The 21592-nt window shown below is 36.7% G+C and carries 21 protein-coding genes and 1 pseudogene; 12 read left to right on the plus strand and 10 right to left on the minus strand.

The features are described from left to right. The 5 genes from JUJ52_RS16775 to phnD form a co-directional block, all read right to left on the minus strand. Nucleotides 1-1585: bifunctional metallophosphatase/5'-nucleotidase (locus JUJ52_RS16775; RefSeq protein WP_228089050.1), on the minus strand; the 1585-nt coding region annotated here is incomplete at its 3' end. 72 nt (nt 1586-1657) lie between these two features. Next, on the minus strand, nt 1658-2458 hold the full coding sequence (gene phnE, locus JUJ52_RS16780; protein ID WP_205389554.1) for a phosphonate ABC transporter, permease protein PhnE: 801 nt from the start codon (nt 2456-2458) through the stop codon (nt 1658-1660). Beyond that, the gene (phnE, locus tag JUJ52_RS16785; RefSeq protein ID WP_026680340.1) at nt 2458-3267 is read right to left on the minus strand and encodes a phosphonate ABC transporter, permease protein PhnE; all 810 of its coding nucleotides are present in this window, start codon (nt 3265-3267) and stop codon (nt 2458-2460) included. The genes phnE (JUJ52_RS16780) and phnE (JUJ52_RS16785) overlap by 1 nt, the downstream gene beginning before the upstream one ends. After that, nucleotides 3264-4040 carry a phosphonate ABC transporter ATP-binding protein gene (gene phnC, locus JUJ52_RS16790; RefSeq protein WP_205389555.1) on the minus strand — a complete coding sequence of 259 codons (777 nt, stop codon included), beginning with the start codon at nt 4038-4040 and terminating at the stop codon, nt 3264-3266. Before phnC ends, phnE (JUJ52_RS16785) begins: the two co-directional genes overlap by 4 nt. Nucleotides 4041-4150: 110 nt before the next feature. Next, on the minus strand, nt 4151-5083 hold the full coding sequence (gene phnD, locus JUJ52_RS16795) for a phosphate/phosphite/phosphonate ABC transporter substrate-binding protein (RefSeq protein ID WP_026680342.1): 933 nt from the start codon (nt 5081-5083) through the stop codon (nt 4151-4153). 213 nt (nt 5084-5296) lie between these two features. Here phnD and JUJ52_RS16800 point away from each other — a divergent pair, with 213 nt between their 5' ends. The 5 genes from JUJ52_RS16800 (at nt 5297) to JUJ52_RS16820 (ending at nt 9312) form a co-directional block, all read left to right on the plus strand. After that, the gene (locus JUJ52_RS16800) at nt 5297-6196 is read left to right on the plus strand and encodes a diacylglycerol/lipid kinase family protein (RefSeq protein WP_121604533.1); all 900 of its coding nucleotides are present in this window, start codon (nt 5297-5299) and stop codon (nt 6194-6196) included. 453 nt (nt 6197-6649) lie between these two features. Beyond that, on the plus strand, nt 6650-7108 hold the full coding sequence (locus JUJ52_RS16805) for a MarR family winged helix-turn-helix transcriptional regulator (RefSeq protein ID WP_026680344.1): 459 nt from the start codon (nt 6650-6652) through the stop codon (nt 7106-7108). Nucleotides 7109-7602: 494 nt separating this feature from the next. Beyond that, nucleotides 7603-7896 carry a glutaredoxin domain-containing protein gene (locus JUJ52_RS16810; RefSeq protein WP_026680345.1) on the plus strand — a complete coding sequence of 98 codons (294 nt, stop codon included), beginning with the start codon at nt 7603-7605 and terminating at the stop codon, nt 7894-7896. A gap of 75 nt (nt 7897-7971) precedes the next feature. Continuing rightward, nucleotides 7972-8394 carry a YppG family protein gene (locus tag JUJ52_RS16815; protein ID WP_051388271.1) on the plus strand — a complete coding sequence of 141 codons (423 nt, stop codon included), beginning with the start codon at nt 7972-7974 and terminating at the stop codon, nt 8392-8394. Nucleotides 8395-8607: 213 nt separating this feature from the next. Next, entirely contained in the window at nt 8608-9312 is a 705-nt protein-coding gene (locus JUJ52_RS16820) for an alpha/beta hydrolase (RefSeq protein ID WP_026680346.1), read from the plus strand. A 211-nt stretch (nt 9313-9523) separates the two neighbouring features. On the opposite strand, the gene JUJ52_RS16825 is transcribed toward JUJ52_RS16820, so the two are convergent. Both JUJ52_RS16825 and JUJ52_RS16830 read right to left on the minus strand, forming a co-directional pair. Then, nucleotides 9524-10384, minus strand: a complete 861-nt coding sequence (locus tag JUJ52_RS16825; protein WP_026680347.1) for a DegV family protein — start codon at nt 10382-10384, stop codon at nt 9524-9526. A gap of 22 nt (nt 10385-10406) precedes the next feature. Then, a complete protein-coding gene (locus JUJ52_RS16830; protein WP_026680348.1) occupies nt 10407-11321 on the minus strand; it encodes a DMT family transporter in 915 nt (304 codons plus the stop codon). Nucleotides 11322-11804: 483 nt separating this feature from the next. Here JUJ52_RS16830 and cshA point away from each other — a divergent pair, with 483 nt between their 5' ends. Both cshA and JUJ52_RS23750 read left to right on the plus strand, forming a co-directional pair. Then, on the plus strand, nt 11805-13283 hold the full coding sequence (gene cshA, locus JUJ52_RS16835) for a degradosome RNA helicase CshA (RefSeq protein ID WP_026680349.1): 1479 nt from the start codon (nt 11805-11807) through the stop codon (nt 13281-13283). A 78-nt stretch (nt 13284-13361) separates the two neighbouring features. Beyond that, a pseudogene (locus tag JUJ52_RS23750) lies at nt 13362-13492 on the plus strand (N-6 DNA methylase); the annotation flags it as partial. A gap of 320 nt (nt 13493-13812) precedes the next feature. On the opposite strand, the gene JUJ52_RS16840 reads toward JUJ52_RS23750, so the two are convergent. The 3 genes from JUJ52_RS16840 to JUJ52_RS16850 all read right to left on the minus strand — a co-directional run bounded on the left by JUJ52_RS16840 (nt 13813) and on the right by JUJ52_RS16850 (nt 16308). Further along, a complete protein-coding gene (locus tag JUJ52_RS16840) occupies nt 13813-14427 on the minus strand; it encodes an HAD family hydrolase (RefSeq protein ID WP_026680351.1) in 615 nt (204 codons plus the stop codon). Between the two features lie 65 nt (nt 14428-14492). Continuing rightward, the gene (locus tag JUJ52_RS16845; RefSeq protein ID WP_121604535.1) at nt 14493-15443 is read right to left on the minus strand and encodes a LacI family DNA-binding transcriptional regulator; all 951 of its coding nucleotides are present in this window, start codon (nt 15441-15443) and stop codon (nt 14493-14495) included. Nucleotides 15444-15534: 91 nt separating this feature from the next. Next, the gene (locus tag JUJ52_RS16850; protein ID WP_121604536.1) at nt 15535-16308 is read right to left on the minus strand and encodes a rhomboid family intramembrane serine protease; all 774 of its coding nucleotides are present in this window, start codon (nt 16306-16308) and stop codon (nt 15535-15537) included. Between the two features lie 244 nt (nt 16309-16552). On the opposite strand from JUJ52_RS16850, the gene acpS reads away from it, so the two are divergent. The 5 genes from acpS to JUJ52_RS16875 all read left to right on the plus strand — a co-directional run bounded on the left by acpS (nt 16553) and on the right by JUJ52_RS16875 (nt 21588). Continuing rightward, nucleotides 16553-16912 carry a holo-ACP synthase gene (gene acpS / locus JUJ52_RS16855; protein ID WP_026680354.1) on the plus strand — a complete coding sequence of 120 codons (360 nt, stop codon included), beginning with the start codon at nt 16553-16555 and terminating at the stop codon, nt 16910-16912. 59 nt (nt 16913-16971) lie between these two features. Beyond that, on the plus strand, nt 16972-18483 hold the full coding sequence (locus JUJ52_RS16860) for an NAD(P)H-hydrate dehydratase (RefSeq protein ID WP_205389556.1): 1512 nt from the start codon (nt 16972-16974) through the stop codon (nt 18481-18483). Nucleotides 18484-18540: 57 nt separating this feature from the next. Beyond that, nucleotides 18541-19557, plus strand: coding sequence for a LolA family protein (locus JUJ52_RS16865; RefSeq protein ID WP_026680356.1), 1017 nt, complete (start codon nt 18541-18543; stop codon nt 19555-19557). Between the two features lie 445 nt (nt 19558-20002). Continuing rightward, complete coding sequence (gene alr, locus JUJ52_RS16870) at nt 20003-21121, plus strand: alanine racemase (protein WP_034678655.1); 1119 nt, start codon at nt 20003-20005, stop codon at nt 21119-21121. A gap of 182 nt (nt 21122-21303) precedes the next feature. Next, nucleotides 21304-21588, plus strand: coding sequence for a CopG family ribbon-helix-helix protein (locus JUJ52_RS16875; RefSeq protein ID WP_026680358.1), 285 nt, complete (start codon nt 21304-21306; stop codon nt 21586-21588). Nucleotides 21589-21592 lie beyond the last annotated feature (4 nt).

The raw sequence follows: 21592 nt of genomic DNA on the forward strand, positions 1-21592 counted from the left end.
TTACTGGCTTCACTTTAAAATTATCTGTTTTCGTTGCTTTTACAGTATGATATCTTTCAAAATACTCACGAATAATTTCAACGGCATCTTTTTGAATTTCTTTTATGATCGGTTTATTGGTAAACATCGTATAATCGCCTCCACCAGATGCACGATAGTTATTGAGGACGACTGGATATTTTTTAGTATCCGCTACAGGCTGATTATGATAGGTTAGCCCTTCTATTCTTTGTCCTATAGGCATTGATACATTAATGGTATAATGGATGCCTTCCCACATATCATAGTTATAATGCTGAGGTTTTGGATGTTCAAAAACTGGATTTACAGTAACAATTCCTTGGTCATCGAGAATAAAATATTCTGCGCTTTTTTCTAGCGCTGCTTTAATATCTTTTCCAGTTAATTCTAAAACAACTAATGTATTAGGGTACATATAATTAGAAACGATATCACGCATGGTTACAGTTGATGAAAAGCCAGTGGACTCGTTATTTAATAAAGAGGTTACGGATATGTCTGCTCCACTTGCTTCCATTTGTACCTTTTGAATAAACTCTATAAATGGATGTTTGTTTATCCTAGCATGAAATGGTTCATCAATTGTCATATCACCTTCTATGTAGCCAATTGGCTGATCAAGCCATTTTTGCGTCGACTCCTCGAGAAAAGCCATGTTACTCATAATCTCTTTATCATCACGTATGTGCTCTAGCGGTCTTATAAAGGCTTTTTTATTGCGAATACACCAATGATTTGCTACTTTTTCAAGGTTTATCTCTACTTCACCATAAGCAGCTGCATTATTTCCTGGTTGAACAACAAGTACATCATTTATTCTTCCTGTTATTTTTCGATGTTGATGTCCTGTTAATAAAATATCAATACCTTCAATTTCACACATGTCATAGCCTTGATTCTCTCCTGTTAAGCTTTCAGTAGGTTCGCCAGTCTCCAAATCCTTTTCAAATCCGCCATGATAACATACGATAAGGATATCTGGTTGTTCTTTTTGCTGTATGTAGGGAACCCATTCTTTTAATGTATTAAGTGCATCCTTGAATAAAATACCTTTAATATGATCAGCAGATTCCCAGTTCGGAATATAATGTGTCGTAATTCCTATAATGGCGACTTTGATATCATTAGCAAAAGTCTTTATTGTGTATGGGGGTCCATATTTTGGGCGCCCTGTTTCTTTATCAATAATATTAGCGGAAAGCCAAGGAAAGTTGGATTGATTAATAGCATCTGCCAAGATGTTACTGCCAAAATTAAATTCATGATTGCCGATAACACCCGCATCTATATTAATCGTATTCATCGTTTTTATCATTGGGTTTTCTTTGTCGGTATGTTGTTTAACATAATGCGTCATTAGGGGGGTTCCCTGAATCAAATCGCCATTATCTAATACAATAACGTGATCTGATTTTTTTCGAGTCTGTTTTACGACAGTCGCATATTTAGCAAGTCCAAGATTTGCTTTCTCATTCGTTCCATAATGAATTGGCATAACATGTCCATGTACATCACTTGTATATAAAATGGTGAGTTTCGCTGTGTTGTTTTGCAAAGTGAGCATCCTTTCTCTATTAACTTAATTCAAATGAAAAGAAGCTGTCCCGCAGGATTCCTGAGGGACAAATACGAGCGTTTATACAATTTTTCTACGAATTCTTGCTGAAATAAAATCAATGATGGTAACGACAATGATGATAGCTAGCAAAATTAAGCCCATTTCATTCCAATTTCGATTATTAGCAGCAAAGATGATCATTGTCCCAATCCCACCAGCACCGACTATCCCTAATATGGAAGACGCACGAATATCGATTTCAAATCGATAAATCGCATAGGACAAAAATTCAGGAATAATTTGTGGGAGAACACCATAAAAAAGAATTTGAATTTTATTTGCGCCATTTGCTTCCATTGCTTCAACAACCTTCATATCAATCGCTTCAATTACTTCTGAGTACAGTTTTCCTAACATTCCGGTTGAACCAATTGCAATAGCCAGTACACCAGCAAATGCATTTGGTCCTACGGCTACTACAAACAAGATAGCGAGGATTATATCAGGGAATGCACGTACTGCCGATAGAATCCATTTTCCAATTGTTGCTAGGATTTTACTCCCTGTCATATTTTGCGCTGCTAGAAAGCCTAATGGAATGGCAAGAATTGCGGCCATAAATGATCCAGCAAATGCGATTAGCACAGTTTCCGCTATTTTTACCCCAACTTCACCAACTGCTGTCCAATCGGGGGAAAATAGCTTTGGAATAACACGATCAAAATTACTGATAACCCGTTCCAACGCACGTCCCCAATCAATATCGATCCCTACGAATGTCCAGACATATAGAGCGATGACGAAAAGCGCAATTATGATTCGTTTTGATCGTTTCCATATCGATTTTTCTTGCTTTGGAGGTAATGAATAATTTTCCATTATATCAATGCCTCCCTTAATTTATTACTTATATATTCAATGACAATAACAACAACAAATATTAAGATGATAATTGCCATGGCGTTTTGATAATTATAAAACCCTAACTGCTGATCTAGTACTAGCCCAATCCCACCAGCACCAACTAAACCTAATACTACAGATGCACGGATATTAATCTCGAACACATATAGGACGAATGAAGTGAATTGTGGTAGAACCTGTGGTACTAGTCCAAAAAAGATTACTTGATACACATTGCCTCCAGAAGCCCGCATTGCCTCTAAAGGATTCATATCAACAGATTCAATCGTTTCACTAATTAATTTCGCTAGAATGCCTAAAGAAAAAATAAATAAAGCTAAAATTCCGGGTAATACCCCAATTCCAAATAGGCCAACAAAAATTACTGCAAGTACAAGGTCAGGTATTGTTCTTAAAATATTTAATAATGTCCTAGTTAGATAATATAACGGTTTAAACGTTGTTACATTTTGAGCTGAAAGGATGGCAAGGGGGACAGTTAATATTGCCGCCGCTGTTGTAGCAATAATTGCCATCTGAATCGTTTGTGCCATTTCTCCCCAAACTTTCGGAATGACCTCTAAATTGGGAGGGAAGAATTTTTCGATGACAACAAGCATATTACCTAATGCGTCACCAAGACCACCAACCATTTCCCGTTGTGTCCAAACCATACTAAACAAGTAAAAGCCTAGAACAATAAAGAAAATAATGGTTATTTGCACTTTCGTTTTCACTGGATAAAGCGCTGGTGTCTTACCACCACCTGTTGTATTCTTTGTCACGATTGATCTGCCCCCCCACGCAAGTCATCCTCACGTATAGAGCGACCATAAATTTCTTCGAAGGTCTGCTCAGACACTTCAGAAACGGGTCCGTCAAATACTACTTCACCTGCTCGCATACCAATAATACGATCAGCATATTCCATTGCCATATCAATAAAATGCAGGTTTACAATCGTTGTAATGTTATCTTCTTTATTTATCTTCTTCAAGTATGTCATTACTTGATGAGAAGTGGGTGGATCAAGGGATGCAACAGGTTCATCTGCCAGAATATAATGTGGTTTTTGGGTAAGTACTCGGGCAATACTCACTCGCTGCTGTTGCCCCCCACTTAATTCATCTGCTCGGCTATAAATTTTTTCATCAATGTTAACCCGTTTTAGACTTTCATATGCTAATCCAATATCCTCTTTTTTATAGAGGTTCAAGATCGAACGTAACGTGCCAGTATGGCCTAGTCGACCTGCTAGGACATTTTTAAGCACATTTGTCCGTTTGACCAAGTTATAGTTTTGAAAGATCATGCCAACTTTCGTACGTAGTTGACGTAAGTCACTGCTACGGTAATCTAATATATTTTTATTATCAACCAATAATGAACCGCTAGTAGGTGTGACAAGGCGGTTTATGCTCCTTATAAATGTTGATTTCCCTGCACCTGATAGACCAACAATAACGACGAACTCACCGTCGTTAATGGTTACATTAATATTTTTCAAGCCTTTTGTACCATTTGGGTAGATAAGCCCAACGTCTTTAAATTGAATCATTGTATGTATTTCCCCCATAACAAACTTAGATTGTTCGGTAATCTTCTGAACTAGGAAAAAAAGGGAGAGATTGTGCTCCCCCTTTTTATTATTCAATTTACACTATCAATCTATAGTTCAATATCATCTTTGAATTTTTGGTATGTTTCTTTAACGATTTCATATTCTTCGTCTGTTGCCTCATCAATTGCATCCCAATTATAAACATCATTCATAATTTTTATCATTTCTTTATCTTCATTAAAGGAAAGGAAAGTTTCTTTAATTTCTTGTACTAATTCATCATCTAGTTCTTTGGTGACAGAAATCGTATCGTTCGGGATTTCTTCAGTATAGTCAAGTACTTTTAATTTATCCATAACATCTGGATATTCTTCTTCTAGCTCCGTGCGTACATCATCAAAAGTTGTTGCCACATCTGCATCTCCTTCATAAACAGCGATTGCAGCACTATCGTGACCGCCGGCAGAAGTAGTTGCACTAAAGAAATCACTTTCCAGTTCAGGACCAGAAGCATAATCAAATTCTTGCATTAATTGATATGCAGGGAAAAGATATCCAGAAGTAGAGCCTTTATCTGCATATGCCCAAACTTTATTCTCTAAGTCTGCCAATGAGTTGATATCTGAATCAGAACGAACTAGATATTGTGCTTTATATGTACCGGAGCCGTATCGAATAGATTTTAAGATTACTTCCACGTCATATTGTTCATTTGCTAAAACATAGCCAAACGCTGGTATAAAGCCAATATGTACCTGATTTGCACCCATCGCTTCAACCAAAGCGTTGTAATTTGTCATTACTTCACCTTTTACTTCTATACCTAATTCTTCGCTCAAACGCTTTGCTAAAGGTTCAACGGTATCAGCAATCGTATCCGAATCCTGTGATGGAACGAACCCCATTACTAATGTCTCTGGTTTACTGTTACCTTCGCTACTTTTGTCCCCATTACTATCTTTGGATTCATCAGAGCTTCCACATGCTGCTAGTACAATTGCCAAAAATAAGACTAAAAATAGACTAAGCCACTTTTTCATCTTGACCCTCCTAAAAAATTAAAATGTACACTTTAATTAAATACTATTTAGGACAAAAATGCTAGGTTGATTTCAAAAAAATTCTACAAATTTACAAATTCATTACAAAGTGTGGTTTATCGAATGCTGTAAATAAGGATATACTTGTACCGGAATAGGTTTCTTTTATCCTAGAGAAGGTAATAAATAGGTATAGAGGAGTGGAGAAATGTCATGTCAACATTTCAAAAGGCACTATTCTTATATAATGGTAATGCTGGTGGTGATGTAATAGAAGATAAGCTAGCCCAAACCATACCTATACTATCGCAGGCAATTAAGCAGCTTACTGTTATCCAAACCAATTCTGTCGAGGATGCTAAACGCACATGTGAAATGTATGCGAAGCAAGTAGAACTTATTATTATTCTTGGAGGCGATGGTACTGTACACGCATGTATAAATAAGATTGCTTCTTTGAAGGAGCGGCCAATTCTTGCAGTCTTGCCAGGCGGTACGTCAAATGATTTTAGTAGGATGATGCTGATGCCGCAAAGTTTGGAGGAAGCAGCACAAACGATCCCTGAAGGTACAATAATGGATATTGATATCGGAAAGGCAGACGAACGTTACTTTTTGAATTTTTGGGGCGTGGGGCTAGTAACGGAGACATCAAAAAATATTGATCCAAATCAAAAGAAAAATTTTGGTGTTCTTAGTTATTTTATGAGTACAATTAAAACGGTTAGTCAGGCGAAAAGCTTCACATATAATATAACTACGAGACAAGATAGCTATAATGGGGAAGCTGTTATGATATTAGTATTAAATGGCAAGTTTATCGGAACAAGGGAACTTCCAATTACATCGATACATCCTTCTGATGGCTTACTTGATGTCTTAATTGTGAAAAACTCTAACTTAGCTTCATTTCGAGAGTTATTATCGATGAACAATCCAGAAATGGATACAGACAACTTAAGGGAAGTCACATACTTCCAAACGGATTATTTAGAGGTGTATACAGAGGAGGAAAAAGAAGTGGATACCGATGGGGAAATAGCAGCTGGTACTCCTTCAACCATTGAGGTAGTACCATCACACCTGAAAATGATATGTGGATCTGTAAAATAAAAAAATGAATTTGATTTTTACACAATTCCGAATAAGCAATTGTCAGCTTGTAGAGACACCCCTGTTTTCATAAGTTTTTTTGATTGGGAAATTATGGTATTCGTCGTTTTCATCGAATAGACTCGCACCTAACACAACTTGAATAGGTGCAGGTAATCATCTTTATGTTTTGGCAAGCTACCCCTGAGTAATGCTTGTTCTCACATATTTTCTTCTCCGCACAAACGATAATAACGTAGCATGCAGTTCTTTTGAAAATTTCTCCTAAGAAATTGTGTTTTTTGAATCCTTTTAAGTGGATGATGCGTAGGAATAGGGAAAAATATCCAACAAACCAATCGTTATGGATAGTGTAAGTATTGTAGTGACAAAGACGTTCGCTTAATTTACAAAATGACGAAGGAACTATGCTATCATACGTTTAATTATGGATTCGGAAAGGGAGGAGAGGGAATGATCATAGATCGTACATTAAAAGAAAAAAAGGAAGACACCTCTCTAAAGTTATTCGTTGTATTATCAAAAGCGTATCGAACAATTATGGAACAAGTAGAAGCAGATATTCAACGTAGAGGGCTTAATTTAACAGATTTTGCAGTATTGGAATTACTGTATCATAAGGGAGGGCAACCATTAAAAAATATTGGCGAGAAAATATTGCTAACAAGTGGCAGTATTACATATGTTGTCAATAAATTAGAGAAGAAGAGTTATTTAAAACGAATTCCAAACCCGGATGATCGTCGCGTTACATTTGCAGAGATTACGGAGAAGGGAGCCGATTTATTGCAAACGATCTTTCCAGGACATTGGGAAAGAATCGAAGAGATAACAAATGGACTAAATGTAGCGGAGAAAGAGATAGCAATAGAGCTATTAAAAAAGCTAGGTACGTCCATTCGTACATTATAGGATTACTTTCAAGAAATAACTTATAGGGTGTGATAAATGTCACAGCCTTTAATAGAAAAATATGGTAATATTCAAATGGGATGTGGGATCCCTGCTCTTTAAAATGAATAGACAAGCGATATATGCTTGGCAATGAAGAAGCAAAATATTTATCTCAATAGAAGATATATGTTTTGCTTTTTCCCATATAGGAAACAGTATTGCTGTAACCTATATATTGTATGGATTGAAGGTTTCTAAAAGGAGATGTTGTGCGTGGAGATTAAATTAAAACCTACTACTAGGTATGTTGTAATCCTAGAAGTAGGTTTATTTTATCCCGCCTATAATCGTTTAAAAAGGGTGACTTTCTTCTATTCGAATGACAGTGTAAGAAATAGTACCTAAATTATGTAAATGAATTGTAATGTTTTTAACATAATTCAGTTTGTGTTACTCTATTGCTGGGTATTATACAATTAGAAATCTTAGTTGCTTTAAAGGAGGTTTGTGCTATGGAAGAATCAGATGTGCTCGTTTATATAAGCAGTGACTGTAAAGAATGTGAAAATCTTTTGAAACATTTAAAGGAATGGGATATCTCTTTTCGTACAAAAAATGTTAACGAGAATAGCAATTATATGAAAGAACTGCAAGAGAAGGGTATATACGGTACTCCAGCAACCTTTATTAAAGAAGAAAGTGAACCAATTTTAGGTTTCCAAAAAAATAAAATTAAATATCGTTTGGGTTTAGAAAATACAGGTATATCACATTATAGTTCCTTATTTGAGGGGTATCGAAAGTAGTATCGGTATCAGTCACACACCTTTCGTAATTGCATAAGCTATTGTAAAAGAAGAATTAGAGAAGGTGTGTGTCAAATGTATAATCGGCCTTATTTTGATCATGTATATAATCATTATGATGGCCAGCGTAATTATCCCTATCCTCAACCAACTTCCCACTATATGAACATTGATCCCGAGCAACAAAACTTTCATCAAACGATTCAGCAAAGTTTTCAATCTTATTATCCCCAAACCCCTTATGACTATTTTACTAAACCGCAACAACCTATGAGCTGGCCAGGTATTAAATCCCAAGCATCACAGCCGAATTTTCAACAAGAGATGCATAATATGCATGCTCCAGAAAACAGTGGGCAAGCACAGCAACCAGGTGAAGCAGGGCAACAATTAGACTTAGATAAAATGTTATCAACGGTAGGTCAATTAGCAAACACGTATCATCAAGTATCGCCAATCGTAAAACAGTTCGGTTCATTAATAAAGGCATTTAGATAATTGATGGCTAAAAAGCTGATGTTAGCCACATCAGCTTTTTCTGTCAACCGTTTTAAGGTCAAGCTGTAAGCTATTTTGTAGGAGTAACGAAATTGCTTTTGTTAAAAATTAGAAATCATGGGAGTAAAAATCACACGGTATCTCGAAGAAGTTTGTAATAATCTAACGAATGATCGGGTATACGAAAGGTAGGACTTGAAGAGGAGAATATAAATGATAGCATGTTTGGTTATTCATGGATATACAGGAGGTCCCTATGAGGTTGAACCTTTAGCCAACTATTTGCAAGAAAATACGAATTGGCATGTGGAGGTACCGACGTTACCAGGACATGGAAGAAAATTAAACTTAAAGAATGTTTCACATAAGAAATGGATAAAGGCAGCTGAGAATAGCTTGCTGCAGTTAAAGGCAAAGTTTGAGACGATTTACCTTATTGGTTTTTCTATGGGGGGAATGATAGCTGCTTATTTAGCAGCTAAATATAACGTCAATAAACTTGTCCTTCTAGCTACATCAGGGAAATATTTATCCTTTAAACAAATTGGATTAGACGTTGCTGGTGTATTAACAGATGCTATGAAGGGGAACTTAAGAAAAAACAAATTGTATCAAAATTATCGAAAAAAAATAGGAGCAGTGCCGTTAAAATCGAATATTGAATTTCTTAAATTGGTGAAATTTACACGTCGTTACTTAAGAAAAATTGATTCACCAGTACTTATTGCACAAGGCCAGCAGGATGGGATGGTCCCATATAAAACTGCATATTACTTAAATAAAGAAATTACTTCTAAACGAAAAGAGGTTGTCTTTTTTGAACGATCTAGGCACTTAATATGTCTAGGAGATGATAAGGATACACTGAACCAGATGGTGTTTTCTTTCCTTACGAAAGAACCAGTATCGAATGAATAGGCGGTAGTAATATCATTTTAACACTCAGTTACTTCGGACACTTTATCCACATATAACTGGCAGTAATCCCCCAACTGCAAGCAATAAAGTGAAACCACTATTGGGTAATTAGGGGGGCAACTGCCAGTAAATGTCCGATTGGTTCAAAGGCCTTTTGGTCATACTCTTGTGGTACTACCAATCAGTGGCAAATCCCTCATCTTATTTTCTATTATTTATTTGTATTAAAAAAGGAGATAACTAATGCTCCTTCCCCGCCATAAGTTGAAATTAACGGACCGGTATCCATGAGATAAGCATCCTTAAAGGGATATTTACTACGTATGTCGGCAAGTACTTTTTTCGCTCTTTCTTCTGCATTACAATGAGACATAGATATTACTTTATCTTCGAAATTTTTTGTGTATTCTCCGATTTGTTCAATAAAACGTCTAATCGATTTTTTATCGCCTCTAACCTTTTCCGTTACTTCGATTGCTCCTTCTTCACTAGCTTTCATTAACAACTTTATATTAAGAGTTTTGGCAATTGTCCCCTTAACCTTATCTAGACGACCACCTAGTACTAAGTTTTCTAATGTCTTGAGCACAAATAATGTAGTTGTATGCTCGACTAGGTAATGTATGTGATCCACAAGCTCTCCAAACGAGTAATTATCTTCTATTTTATTGATTGCTTCGTGAAGTAGAAGAGCGATACCACAAGAGGCTGTTTTCGTATTAATCACTTCAATGATCCGGTCAGGCTCTTCCTCTAACAGCATATTCATTCCCATAACTGCATTTTCATACGTACTGCTTAATCCTTTAGTAAGACTAAGCATAAGTATAGGAGTTTGTTTACTTACTTGTTTATATGCCTCGTAAAAGTCATTTGGACTAGGAGCAGCAGAACGTGGAAGTTCATTCATTTCCTTTATTTTTTTATGAAAAGTTGGTAAGTCTAAATCGACATCGCTTTTGTATTGACCATCACTAAAGTGCAGGTATAACGGTACTTGAATAATCTCTGTTTTACGAAGCAAACGCTGTGGAATATCAGCTCCGCCATCTGTCATTAATTGTATGTGCATGCCTTCACCCATTTCATATAAATTAATCTTGTTGTTCTTTTTTTGCAATGGTTACCTTCTTTTTCTGGTTTGTACTTAAAATGAATAGGAACAATCCAAATAAAACGATGGTACCACCCAGTAATTGAAAGGCGGTTACCTTCTCTTCTAAAATAATATAGGCAAGTATGGAGGCTCCAACTGGTTCAAATACAATTCCCATTGAGATAGTCGCTGTGCTCAGCCATTTTAACGCCCAATTAAACAGGGTATGACCAAGAAAAGTAGGAATGATAGCTAGTGCTAAGAAAACCCACCAATGGTCTGCTGGATATCCAAAAAAAGGATGTTGAAAAGCTAAATTATATAGTATAAGTGTAATGGCGCTAACACTATATACTACAAATGTATAGCTCATCAAAGAAAGGCTTCTTCTAACTCGTTGTCCAAGTAAAAAGTATGCCGTAACCGTTATAGCACCGCCCAATGCCAATATGTCTCCATATAAAGCCATTCCACTTATTTTAAAGTCACCCCAGCTTATGATAATGCTTCCGATTAATGCAATCAACATACTTATTACTGCTCCAGATGAAAAACGTTCCTGAAAAAAGAAATACGTACCTAAAAATGCAAAAATTGGTTGTAAGGATACTAGTACGACAGAACTAGCTACGGAAGTAAAATTTAAGGATTCGAACCATAATATAAAGTGGAAGGCTAAAAAAACTCCTGCAAGAATAGATAGAAGCCAGTCTTTTCTATTTATTAACTTTAATTCATGACGATATTTTAATAAAATGATGGGAGCCATCAATAATACAGCAAATACTAATCGGTAATTGGCTATTATCGAAGCAGGTGCTTGATCAGCAAGCCTGACAAATATAGCAGACGTCGATACAGAAATTACTCCGATTACAACTGCAATGTATGGATTAAATGGAGGAAGACGCATCCCAAACCTCCTTATTTCTATCTTGTATATCTCATTCATTTTATCATGGTATTACTAAAAAATCATTTATCTAATTAGTATCCTTGTGAAAAATATGTTATGATATTGATTGCATGAGTTTACGATTGAGGCCTCTTACCATATAAGGTGAAGCCTTTTTGTACTTTAGGAAGTATAAAAATACATTCTATTAATAGAATATAAATTTTAAGTGATACGATTTGTGTAGATTCCCTTTAAATAAATTTTATAGTGTGTGTTCTTACAAAAGGGCAAGATTGGATCAAGAAGTACAGCCTTTATATGGTTAGTAATATAATGGTCTGAGGAGCAGAATACGATCTGCATACTATTTCATGGACTTTTTGAAGATCCTCTAATACGATGCTGTGAAAGCGGGGACCATAACAAGGACTAAAGTATAGAAGCAACACGGCCTCTTTTACAATAAAATTTTTACACAAAAAAGGAGTAGAGGAATAGGTGACAACATTTAAAGAACTAGGCATCTCAAATCCCATAATGAAAGCATTGGAGAGAATGGGTTTTGAAGAAGCAACCCCAATTCAAGCAGAAACAATACCATTAGCGATACAGGGTAATGACGTTATTGGACAAGCGCAGACAGGAACAGGTAAAACCGCTGCTTTTGGTATTCCTATGATCGAAAAATTGGATGCCAAAGCACGAAAAATCCAAGGGCTAGTTGTAGCCCCGACAAGAGAATTAGCAATTCAAGTAGCGGAAGAACTTAATCGACTTGGAAAATTAAAAGGGGTACGTGCATTTGCGGTATATGGTGGACAGCATATGGACCGTCAAATTCGTTCACTAAAGGATGGTCCCCAAATTGTAGTTGCAACTCCAGGTAGATTACTTGACCATATGCGTAGAAAAACGATACGTACAAATAATATTCAAACTGCTGTCTTAGATGAAGCAGATGAAATGCTAAACATGGGTTTTATTGATGATATTCGCGATATTCTAAAAGGCATACCTGAAGAAAGACAAACACTTCTATTTTCGGCTACGATGCCAAAAGAAATACGTGATATTGCAACAAATTTAATGAAGCAACCTAAAGAGATTAAGATCAAAGCGAAGGAAATGACAGTTGAAAATATTGACCAATATTTTATAGAAATTCCTGAAAAATATAAGTTTGATACGTTGAATAATCATTTAGATATTCATTCACCTGATCTAGCAATCGTATTTAGTCGTACGAAAAAGCGGGTAGATGAAATAACAGAAGGTTTACAAGCAAGAGGTTATCGCGCAGAAGGAATTCATGGTGATTTAACACAAGGGAAACGGATGTCAGTGTTAAACAAGTTTAAGAATGGGCGTGTCGATGTTTTAGTGGCTACGGATGTGGCTGCTAGAGGTCTTGATATATCCGGTGTTACCCATGTATATAATTTTGATATTCCACAGGATCCAGAGAGCTATGTACACCGTATTGGGCGTACAGGTCGTGCAGGTCGTACAGGTGAGGCTATTTCCTTTATTACTCCACGAGAAATGGCACACTTGCAGTTGATCGAGAAAGTAACGAAGAGTAAAATGAAGCGTTTAGTTCCACCGACTAATCATGATGCTCAAAAAGGTCAACAGCAGGTAGCGCTGAAGAAAATTATGGATACGATAGAGAAGAAAGATCTAAAGGATTATCATCAAACTGCTAATCAATTGTTAGAGGAGCACGATTCTGTCTCTGTAATTGCAGCAGCTCTTAAATTGCTTACAAAGGAACGAAAAGATACACCAGTCAAAATATCTTCTGTAGCCCCTGTTAGCGTGAAGAAGGCGCAGCGTTCTAAGGATAATCGTCGATCAAATAATAAACGGTTCTATGGTAAACGTGGTCAAAGCGGTCGTGGTGGCCAAGGAGGGCGCAATCAAGGTGGACGTAATAGAAAGGGAAATTACCAGAAGCGCAGGAATCGTGATTCCTAATCATATCATTACAACTTCTTCGTTGTAAGAAGCTTCAAGCTGTCGAGAAATTTTTTCTCGGCAGCTTTTTAATAACGTGCTAATTTAAATATGGTTGCCTTACAAAAAGGTGATGTTTTAGGTGATGCATATGAATATCTGATTGGTTAATTTGCAATGGGATCAGGTGAAAAGGCAGGGGAATTCTATATACGCCACGTCAAGTAGCTTTATCTCCGTTAACTCGCTCCAGTCGCTACGTTTCTAATCGTGCGCTTGCAGAAGATGGTGCAATGCTTTATTTACAACTATGCTTCCACTATTAATTTTGAATTTTTTCGAAGTTTCCCCACTTATAACTGGCAGTAATACCCTCACTTCAAGCAATAAAGTGAAACCAATAGTGGTAAGTAGGTGACTCACTGCCAGTATATGACTGATGGCTTCAAAGACCATTAGGTCATACCCTTGTGGTACTAACCATTAGTGGGGAATAAACAAAACCCCCAACTTTTTATGTTCCAGTATTAGTTTCTCTATCACGTATTTTCTAAATAGTCTGCTTACAATTTAATAGTTCATTGGGGGTAGTGAATATATAATTTGCATCTTCAAAGCCTTCTTTGGATTTTGCCCCCCAATAGGCTAACCCGAAATCAACACCAGCGGATTTTGCACATCTTAAATCATATACAGAATCACCTATATAGATTGCCTCACTTGCTTTACAATTCAATATTTTAAGTGCTAATTCTAGTGGTTCTGGATTAGGCTTGTGTTTTTCGGTATCATCTGCACAAATAACGGATTGAAAGTGATGAGCAATATTTAATTTTTCAAATCCGGCTTGCAATTCTTTCTTATTTTGAGAAGTTACGATTGCCGTATTTGGAAGTTTGGCAATGACCTCAATCATACCTTGAAATACAGGTACATGTTTCATGAAAGGTTTTTGCTTTTCTAACCAAGTATTGAGTGTGGTTGGAATATCTGCGATCTCAAGGATTTCCAAAGTTCTTAATCCAGGAATCCCGATGGAAAAACGTAACTCTTCAATATCTTTTAGAATTCCGATTTGTCGTAATGTGGATTGTAATGCCTCAAGCCCAATTCTTTCTGAATCAATAATCGTTCCATCTAAATCAAATATAAAGCTTTTATACATGCCTATTCATCTCCCATCTTATGATACATTTATGGTAGATGATGAAATGGATTTCAGGTCAATAGTCAGATTGAAGATCGCCGAATAATATTATATGGAATTTTTATTTTATCACGGGATTTTCTGATAGCAAGCTCAAAAGCCTGCTCGCCAACATGCATTAAATGATGATCTACAGTAGCTAAACCCAGTGCCACCCCTACTGGTTGGTTTTCCTGTCCGATTATTGCCAAATCTTCAGGTACTTTTAAGCCAGAAGATTGCGCATATTGATAAATTCCACCCGCAACCTCGTCGCCGTTGGCATATATAGCACTTGGTTTATTATTAAGGGCGAAGAACCTTTTGGCTGCCTGAAAGCCGTCCTCTAGACAATAGCATTGCGAAATATACGTGCCGGGTCTAAGTTCTCCGAATACTTCTTTATACGCTTGGCAAGTTTGCTGTGTACTAAGACTTTCTTCTCCCCTAGCAGTCGTAAAAGCAACAGAGGAATGCCCCAATTCCTTTAATGTTTGAAAGGCGTCTATATAGGAAGCATATCTGTCAATATAAGAACAGCCTATTTTCTTGAAGTCTGTATATTCACAAGAGATGATGGATCCATAAGTTGTAAACGGTAAGATTTCATCCCACGCATTTGCTTTTGAGGTTATGATGATACTGTCTAGTAATTTATTTTTTAGCATAGCGAGGTATTCCAATTCTTTCTTTTTATCATATTTGGTAGGAAGAACAATGACAGAAAAGTCCATTTTTACTGATCTATGAAGGATTCCTTGTAACATTTGATCAAAAGCTTGATTATTATTATAAGGTAGGATTACTCCAATTATATTTGTTTCTCCGCGAATTAGATCAATCGCATTTTTATTAGGTGTGTAGTTTAAATCGTTAATGACTTTTTGAACGGCGTTTCTTTTTTCCTCAGAAACGTATTTATAATTATTTAGCACTCTCGAAACCGTTGATACGGATACTCCGGCTATCTTTGCAATATCATTAATATTTGTCATTTTTTTCTCCTGTAATAGGTTTGTATAGTTATGAACGATAATCAGAACAGGCCAACCCGAGTACTGAGCGGGTTAGCCTTTTTTAAGATAATTATAAAATTCTACTCATTAATCCAAGAAAAACTAAAATCGCAAAAATAATCCACCAAATATGATTCTTCCATTTTGCTGGAAAGCGTTTTTTATTCCAGCGATTAGGGTCAAATTGGATCGAGTCATCTGAATGATTTCTTCTTGTGGCAACTGTAGCCCAGGGATTATACATTTTTGCGCCTGTCAGTACGATGGGGGCAATCGCGAATCCACCAATAAAACCAAAAATGTGTCCATAAATATTAATGTTTTGACGGATGAATGTCATAATAAGTCCCACGATTACGATCGTTAGTATTATTTGTGAGCTTGTTTGATCAATGAGATGTTTACGGAATGTAACCATAAATATATAAATCCCAAACAAACCAAAGATAGCACCAGATGCACCGACATGGACAAAGGAGAAATCCAATGAGCCGAAGAGATATGTCCCTAAATTGCCAATAAATCCAGCTGCTAAATAAGCAATTATAAATTTTGTTCTACCAAGCATTTGCTCAAGAGCAGGTCCGAATAATACGAGGGAGAATGAATTGAATAATGCATGTGTCAAGTTTACATGAAGGAAAATTGGTGTTATTAGACGCCAATACTCTCCTTGATGAATATAGTAATTGCTACCTGCTCCGAACTGATAGAGCGTGTCACCGAATGGTAACTGTAAAAGATCAATGATTATCCATAATCCAAGATGAATAATAACTAAAGTAGTTACAATAGGATATGCTTGCCTAAATTCTTTTATACTTCTTTCATTTCGTATAAACATTGGACTCCCCCGACTTATACTTTTTTAGAAATAGAATTACTATGGTATTCCATTCGTTATTGTTATTATTATTATTGTAATATACGATCATGTATAGTATGACCAATTTTATCGTACTAAAATAATAATTAAAAACATAGTAATTTGCACGAATAGACTGATGCAATAATAAGAGAAGTAATTCGATTGGATTCTTCAGGTGTATTTAACGACTTTAGCCAGTTTGAAAAGGAGTAAGATGTTCATGATCAGAGGAATAGGAATTGATCTTATTGAGTTATATCGTATAGAAAATAGTATGCAGAGAACTCCACGTATAATAGAAAGAATTTTAACTCCGATCGAAAGGGAGAGATTCTATGCTCTCCATAACAAGAGGAGGCAGGTGGAATTTTTAGCTGGTAGATTTGCAGCGAAAGAAGCATTTGCTAAAGCTGTAGGAATAGGCATCGGACGGCTTAGCTTTCAGGATATAGAGATTCAAATTGGAGAGAATGGTGCTCCAATTTTACATGCTAAAGGGTATGGAAAAGAGAAAATATTTTTGTCCATTACACATACGGCTGATTATGCTGCTGCGCAAATTGTGATTGAAGCTCTATAAGGACATGCATAATCGCTCAGGTTGTCTCATATATTTTAGTGCGGGTAGGAGGGAACACATTGTATATTGTCACCGCAAAGGAAATGTACGATATCGATCACTTTGCAATGACCGAAATTGGTTTAGATGGGAAATTGTTAATGGAGAATGCTGGACGAGCTGTTGCTGATCGTGTGACAGCAATTGTTAAGGATACGGACAAGATTTGCGTGCTTGCTGGTTCAGGTAATAATGGTGGAGATGGTTTTGTTATAGCTAGAACACTTCTAGACAAAGGTTATGCTGTTCAGGTACTACAGGTGGTTGCTAATGATAAAATCCTTGGAGATGCGTATTATCATAAACGACTATTTGAAAGGTGCGGAGGCATCATATCCTTATTTGAGGGTAAATGTACATCAATGATAACTAGTAATAATGTAATCATTGATGCAATAATTGGCATTGGTTCGAAGGGGATATTACGTGAACCATTAGCATCGTTGGTTCATTATATTAACCGTGAAGCGAAAAAAGTAATTTCTGTAGATATTCCTTCGGGACTACCGGCAGATGAAGGTAAAGGGGAATTTATTTCTATTCAAGCAGACTATACTTTTGTTATAGGTGCGCCGAAGGTCAGTGCGTTTTTGAATCACACCTCTCCTTATTACGGAAAGTGGGAGCCTGTTTCCATTGGTTTACCTTCCCGTGCTTTCAAAACTAACACATCTAGATTCGTATGGGGAATAGATGATGTTCGGAATAGTTTACCTGATCGGAAACCAGATGATCATAAAGGAGAGCACGGTAAGGGTCTGGTGATAGGAGGGAGTAAGGAGATGCCGGGTGCGCTAGCTATGAGTTTAAAAGCTTCGCTACGAGCTGGAGCGGGTCTCATTACTGGAGCAACTACCGAAGGCGTCATTCGGATGCTTTCTGCTAATTGTATAGAAGCTACCTATAAAGAATTATCTGAAACAAATGGTTTTCTTGATAACCGAACTGATGTAAGTCTAGAAGGCTATCATGCTGTCGCTATAGGAATGGGCATGGGAAGAAGAACGTGTACCGGTGATTTGGTTCGAAGCTTAGTTCATACAGCTGAATGTCCGATTGTGATAGATGCGGATGGCCTATATCATATAAAAGAGGATCTTTTAGATATAGAAAATAGGCGTTATCCAACAGTAATCACACCGCATCCTGGAGAAATGGCAATGCTTTTAGGGATTACTGTAAATGAGTTACTCCTAGAACCATTTAGGTATTCGCGTGAATTCGCTATTAAAAATAACTCCTATGTCGTTCTCAAGGGAATGATTACCATTATTACATCTCCTGAAGGTGAGCAAGTTGTGAATATGTCTGGTAATCCTGGTCTTGCCAAAGGGGGAAGTGGAGATGTGTTAACAGGCATTATCTTAGCAATGATTATGCAGGGACAAACGATTTTTCAAGCGCTGTGTAATGCTTGTTATATTCATGGAAGGTCCGCAGATGAATTAATAAGTGAAAAGCATTCCTATCATGACCTACTCGCTAGTGATGTGATCGATGGGCTTGCGAAGGTATTTCGTATTATTTCTTGAGAGGTATTAGGTGATAACGTTCCCTTTGTTTTTAACTGAGACAAGGGAGATATGTCCATGAAAAGAAAAATTGGCGGTTGGATCATTGTATTTGGCTTCGTACTATTATTATCAGCCTGTGGAGAAAAATCACAGGAGGATGTTGTTGCAGAATTAAAAGACAATTTGGATGAAATGGATGGTTACAAAGCTAAAGCAGAAATGAGTATGAATACCGGCCAGGAGCAGCAAAAGTTCAATATTGATGTTTGGCATAAAAAGGATGATCTCTATCGCGTTGCCTTATCTAACAATGAAGACGAAAAAGGAAATCAGATTATCCTAAAAAATAAAGATGGTGTATTTGTTTTAACGCCTGCATTAAGCAAAAGCTTTAAATTTCAATCAGAATGGCCAGATAATAGCAGTCAACCATATCTTTATCAATCCTTAGTTAAGGATATTGAAAAAGATAAGGAAGCAGCATTTGAAGTGAGTGACTCCCATTATATCTTTAAAACAAAAACAAATTATCAAAGCAACAATAATTTGCCATATCAAGAAATTTACTTTGATAAGAAAACCTTTCAGCCTGTTCAGGTAAATGTACTAGATAAGGATAAGAATGCATTGGTAGAAGTAAAATTTTCGAGCTTTGACAAAAAAGCTACGTTTAAAGACAATGACTTTACTATGAAGAAGAATATGGCGAGTGGAGCAGTAGCTGAGGAAGAGGTTTCTGGAGATGGTGTGGAAGATACACTTACTGTATTTTATCCTTCTTATATGGCAGGATCTGAATTAACAGAGAAAAAAGAAGCCTCAACGGAAGAAGGGGAACGTGTAATTTTGACCTTTGAGGGTGAAAAAAATTTCACGTTGGTCGAAGAAAAATCAAAGGTACAAACGACAATGATGTCTCCAAATGAAGTGAAGGGAGAAATTGTCAATCTAGGATTTGCTGTTGGAGCAATTTCAGCTAACAAGTTAGAGTGGTCTCATAATGGGGTAGACTTCATGTTAGCAAGTGATGAATTAACGAAGCAAGAACTAATTCAGGTTGCTCAATCTGTGCAAAGTAAAGAAGTGAAGTAACATGAAATTCTAACAAGCAGACTCGCAATTACTTGGGGTCTGCTTTTATTTTTGGTTATTTTTAACATAAGTGATCTGATTAAGCGAATGAATTGTAGCTATACTCAAGACGTTCGATTGTGGTTTTACTTCAGGTTTTGCAATTACTCATTATCATAATATTGACATCAACCTCCCCCCAAGAAATAATAGGGGTATTATTATTTTTATCCCTATATAACTGGCAGTAATACCTCCAATTCAAGCGCGATAAAGAGAATCCACTATTGGTAAGTGGGGGATCGACTGTCAGTAAATGTTCGAGGGTTCAATGTCCTTTAGTTCATATCCTTGTGATACGAACTATCAGTGGGGGCTAAACCAACTCACGAACTGATTGAAGTTTCAATTTATATAACCATTAACGTAAGAAACCTCGCGTTATTTGCGAAAGGAGTTAGAGCTAGTGGAATTACATAGATATACTTGGGTTGAAATAGATTTGGAGGCAATTGCATATAATATAAAACAAATAAAACAAAAGCTCCCGATAACAAGTAAAGTAATTGCTGTTGTAAAAGCGGATGGCTACGGTCATGGGAGTATTCCTGTAGCAAAAAAAGCCCTGACAGCTGGAGCGGAAGCGTTAGCTGTGGCATTGCTTGAGGAGGCAATTGAATTACGAAAGGCTCAAATAACAGCGCCGATCTTGGTATTGGGCTGGGTTCCTCCTGAATCAGCTGTTGTAGCAGCCGAACTTGATATTACATTAACCTTTTTTCAACAGGATTGGCTAGATCAAGTAAATAGTTATACACTTGCTAAACCATTAAAGCTTCATTTAAAAGTCGATTCTGGTATGGGGAGGATCGGCATAAGGTCAGAGAAAGAGCTATATTCTATTCTATATGCATTAAATAAAAATAAAAGCATATATTTAACAGGAGTATACACCCATTTTGCAACAGCAGATGAACCAGAGTCAGCTTACTTTTTACAGCAAAAGGAGCGATTTGAAATACTGTTATCGAAACTGAAGCAGCATTGGGCTGGGGAGCTTGATATTCATATAGGCAATAGTGCGAGTGCTATTCGTTTACCAGAAGATATGTACGATTATATTCGATTTGGTATTGCCATGTATGGATTATATCCTTCTAAAGCAGTAAAAGATAAGGGGGAGATAGACTTAAAGCAGGCTTTTTCGTTACACAGCAATCTAGTGCATGTCAAACAAATTGAATCTGGAGATACTGTAAGTTACGGCTGTACGTATACGGCAAATGAAAAAGAATGGATTGGTACAATACCTATTGGATATGGTGATGGGTGGCTGCGAAAAATGCAGGGTTTTTCAGTATTAATCAATGGAAAACGATTACCAATAGTCGGCAGAATTTGCATGGATCAAACCATGGTTCGACTGGACCGCGCTTACCCTGTCGGAACAAAGGTCACATTTATTGGCAGGCAAGACGACACGTTTATTGCAATGGATGAAATCTCCGAGCATGCAGAGACAATTAATTACGAGATTCCTTGTGTAATTAATAAGCGGATTCCACGAATATATAAAGGCCTTTAAGGAAAAGCTCATCATAATTAACTTAATTACATGATATACCACATTTAGAGAAAGAATAAACGACAAAACAAGATATTTTTTGAAAAAAATTAGGGAACCCTTTGCAAATGGGCGAATTCAATGATATCATTAAAAATGACTTTTACAAAGTTCGTTCAACAGTTGGCGGAGGTGTGATGGTTTTGTCAGAGAGCTTACAAGAAGTATTAGTTAAGATACCGAAAAACCTGTTAAATGAGGTGGATGGTCTAATGAAATATGAGAATAGTGATTTAAGTGATTTCATTTGTCAGGCAACTAGAAGCTATCTTCAACACAAAAGAGATGAGCATATCCAACAATTTCGTGAAACGATGCAACGAGGCTATGAAGAAATGGGCCGCATTAATTTAACAATTGCTTCAGAAGCTTTTCAAGCTGAAGAGGAGGCAAAAAATACCTTGGAACGCTCTGTGATCGGGGTGTAACCAT

The sequence above is a fragment of the Virgibacillus sp. AGTR genome (assembly GCF_016919725.2).
Taxonomy (GTDB): Bacteria; Bacillota; Bacilli; order Bacillales; family Amphibacillaceae; genus Virgibacillus; species Virgibacillus salarius.

What these genes read in the sequence shown, in the direction of transcription:
- phnE (WP_205389554.1), bottom strand. Translation starts at nt 2,458, where the DNA reads ATGGAAAATTATTCATTACCTCCAAAGCAAGAAAAATCGATATGGAAA.
- phnC (WP_205389555.1), bottom strand. Translation starts at nt 4,040, where the DNA reads ATGATTCAATTTAAAGACGTTGGGCTTATCTACCCAAATGGTACAAAA.
- phnD (WP_026680342.1), bottom strand. Translation starts at nt 5,083, where the DNA reads ATGAAAAAGTGGCTTAGTCTATTTTTAGTCTTATTTTTGGCAATTGTA.
- JUJ52_RS16800 (WP_121604533.1), top strand. Translation starts at nt 5,297, where the DNA reads ATGTCAACATTTCAAAAGGCACTATTCTTATATAATGGTAATGCTGGT.
- JUJ52_RS16805 (WP_026680344.1), top strand. Translation starts at nt 6,650, where the DNA reads ATGATCATAGATCGTACATTAAAAGAAAAAAAGGAAGACACCTCTCTA.
- JUJ52_RS16810 (WP_026680345.1), top strand. Translation starts at nt 7,603, where the DNA reads ATGGAAGAATCAGATGTGCTCGTTTATATAAGCAGTGACTGTAAAGAA.
- JUJ52_RS16815 (WP_051388271.1), top strand. Translation starts at nt 7,972, where the DNA reads ATGTATAATCGGCCTTATTTTGATCATGTATATAATCATTATGATGGC.
- JUJ52_RS16820 (WP_026680346.1), top strand. Translation starts at nt 8,608, where the DNA reads ATGATAGCATGTTTGGTTATTCATGGATATACAGGAGGTCCCTATGAG.
- JUJ52_RS16825 (WP_026680347.1), bottom strand. Translation starts at nt 10,384, where the DNA reads ATGCACATACAATTAATGACAGATGGCGGAGCTGATATTCCACAGCGT.
- JUJ52_RS16830 (WP_026680348.1), bottom strand. Translation starts at nt 11,321, where the DNA reads ATGCGTCTTCCTCCATTTAATCCATACATTGCAGTTGTAATCGGAGTA.
- JUJ52_RS16840 (WP_026680351.1), bottom strand. Translation starts at nt 14,427, where the DNA reads ATGTATAAAAGCTTTATATTTGATTTAGATGGAACGATTATTGATTCA.
- JUJ52_RS16845 (WP_121604535.1), bottom strand. Translation starts at nt 15,443, where the DNA reads ATGACAAATATTAATGATATTGCAAAGATAGCCGGAGTATCCGTATCA.
- JUJ52_RS16850 (WP_121604536.1), bottom strand. Translation starts at nt 16,308, where the DNA reads ATGTTTATACGAAATGAAAGAAGTATAAAAGAATTTAGGCAAGCATAT.
- acpS (WP_026680354.1), top strand. Translation starts at nt 16,553, where the DNA reads ATGATCAGAGGAATAGGAATTGATCTTATTGAGTTATATCGTATAGAA.
- JUJ52_RS16865 (WP_026680356.1), top strand. Translation starts at nt 18,541, where the DNA reads ATGAAAAGAAAAATTGGCGGTTGGATCATTGTATTTGGCTTCGTACTA.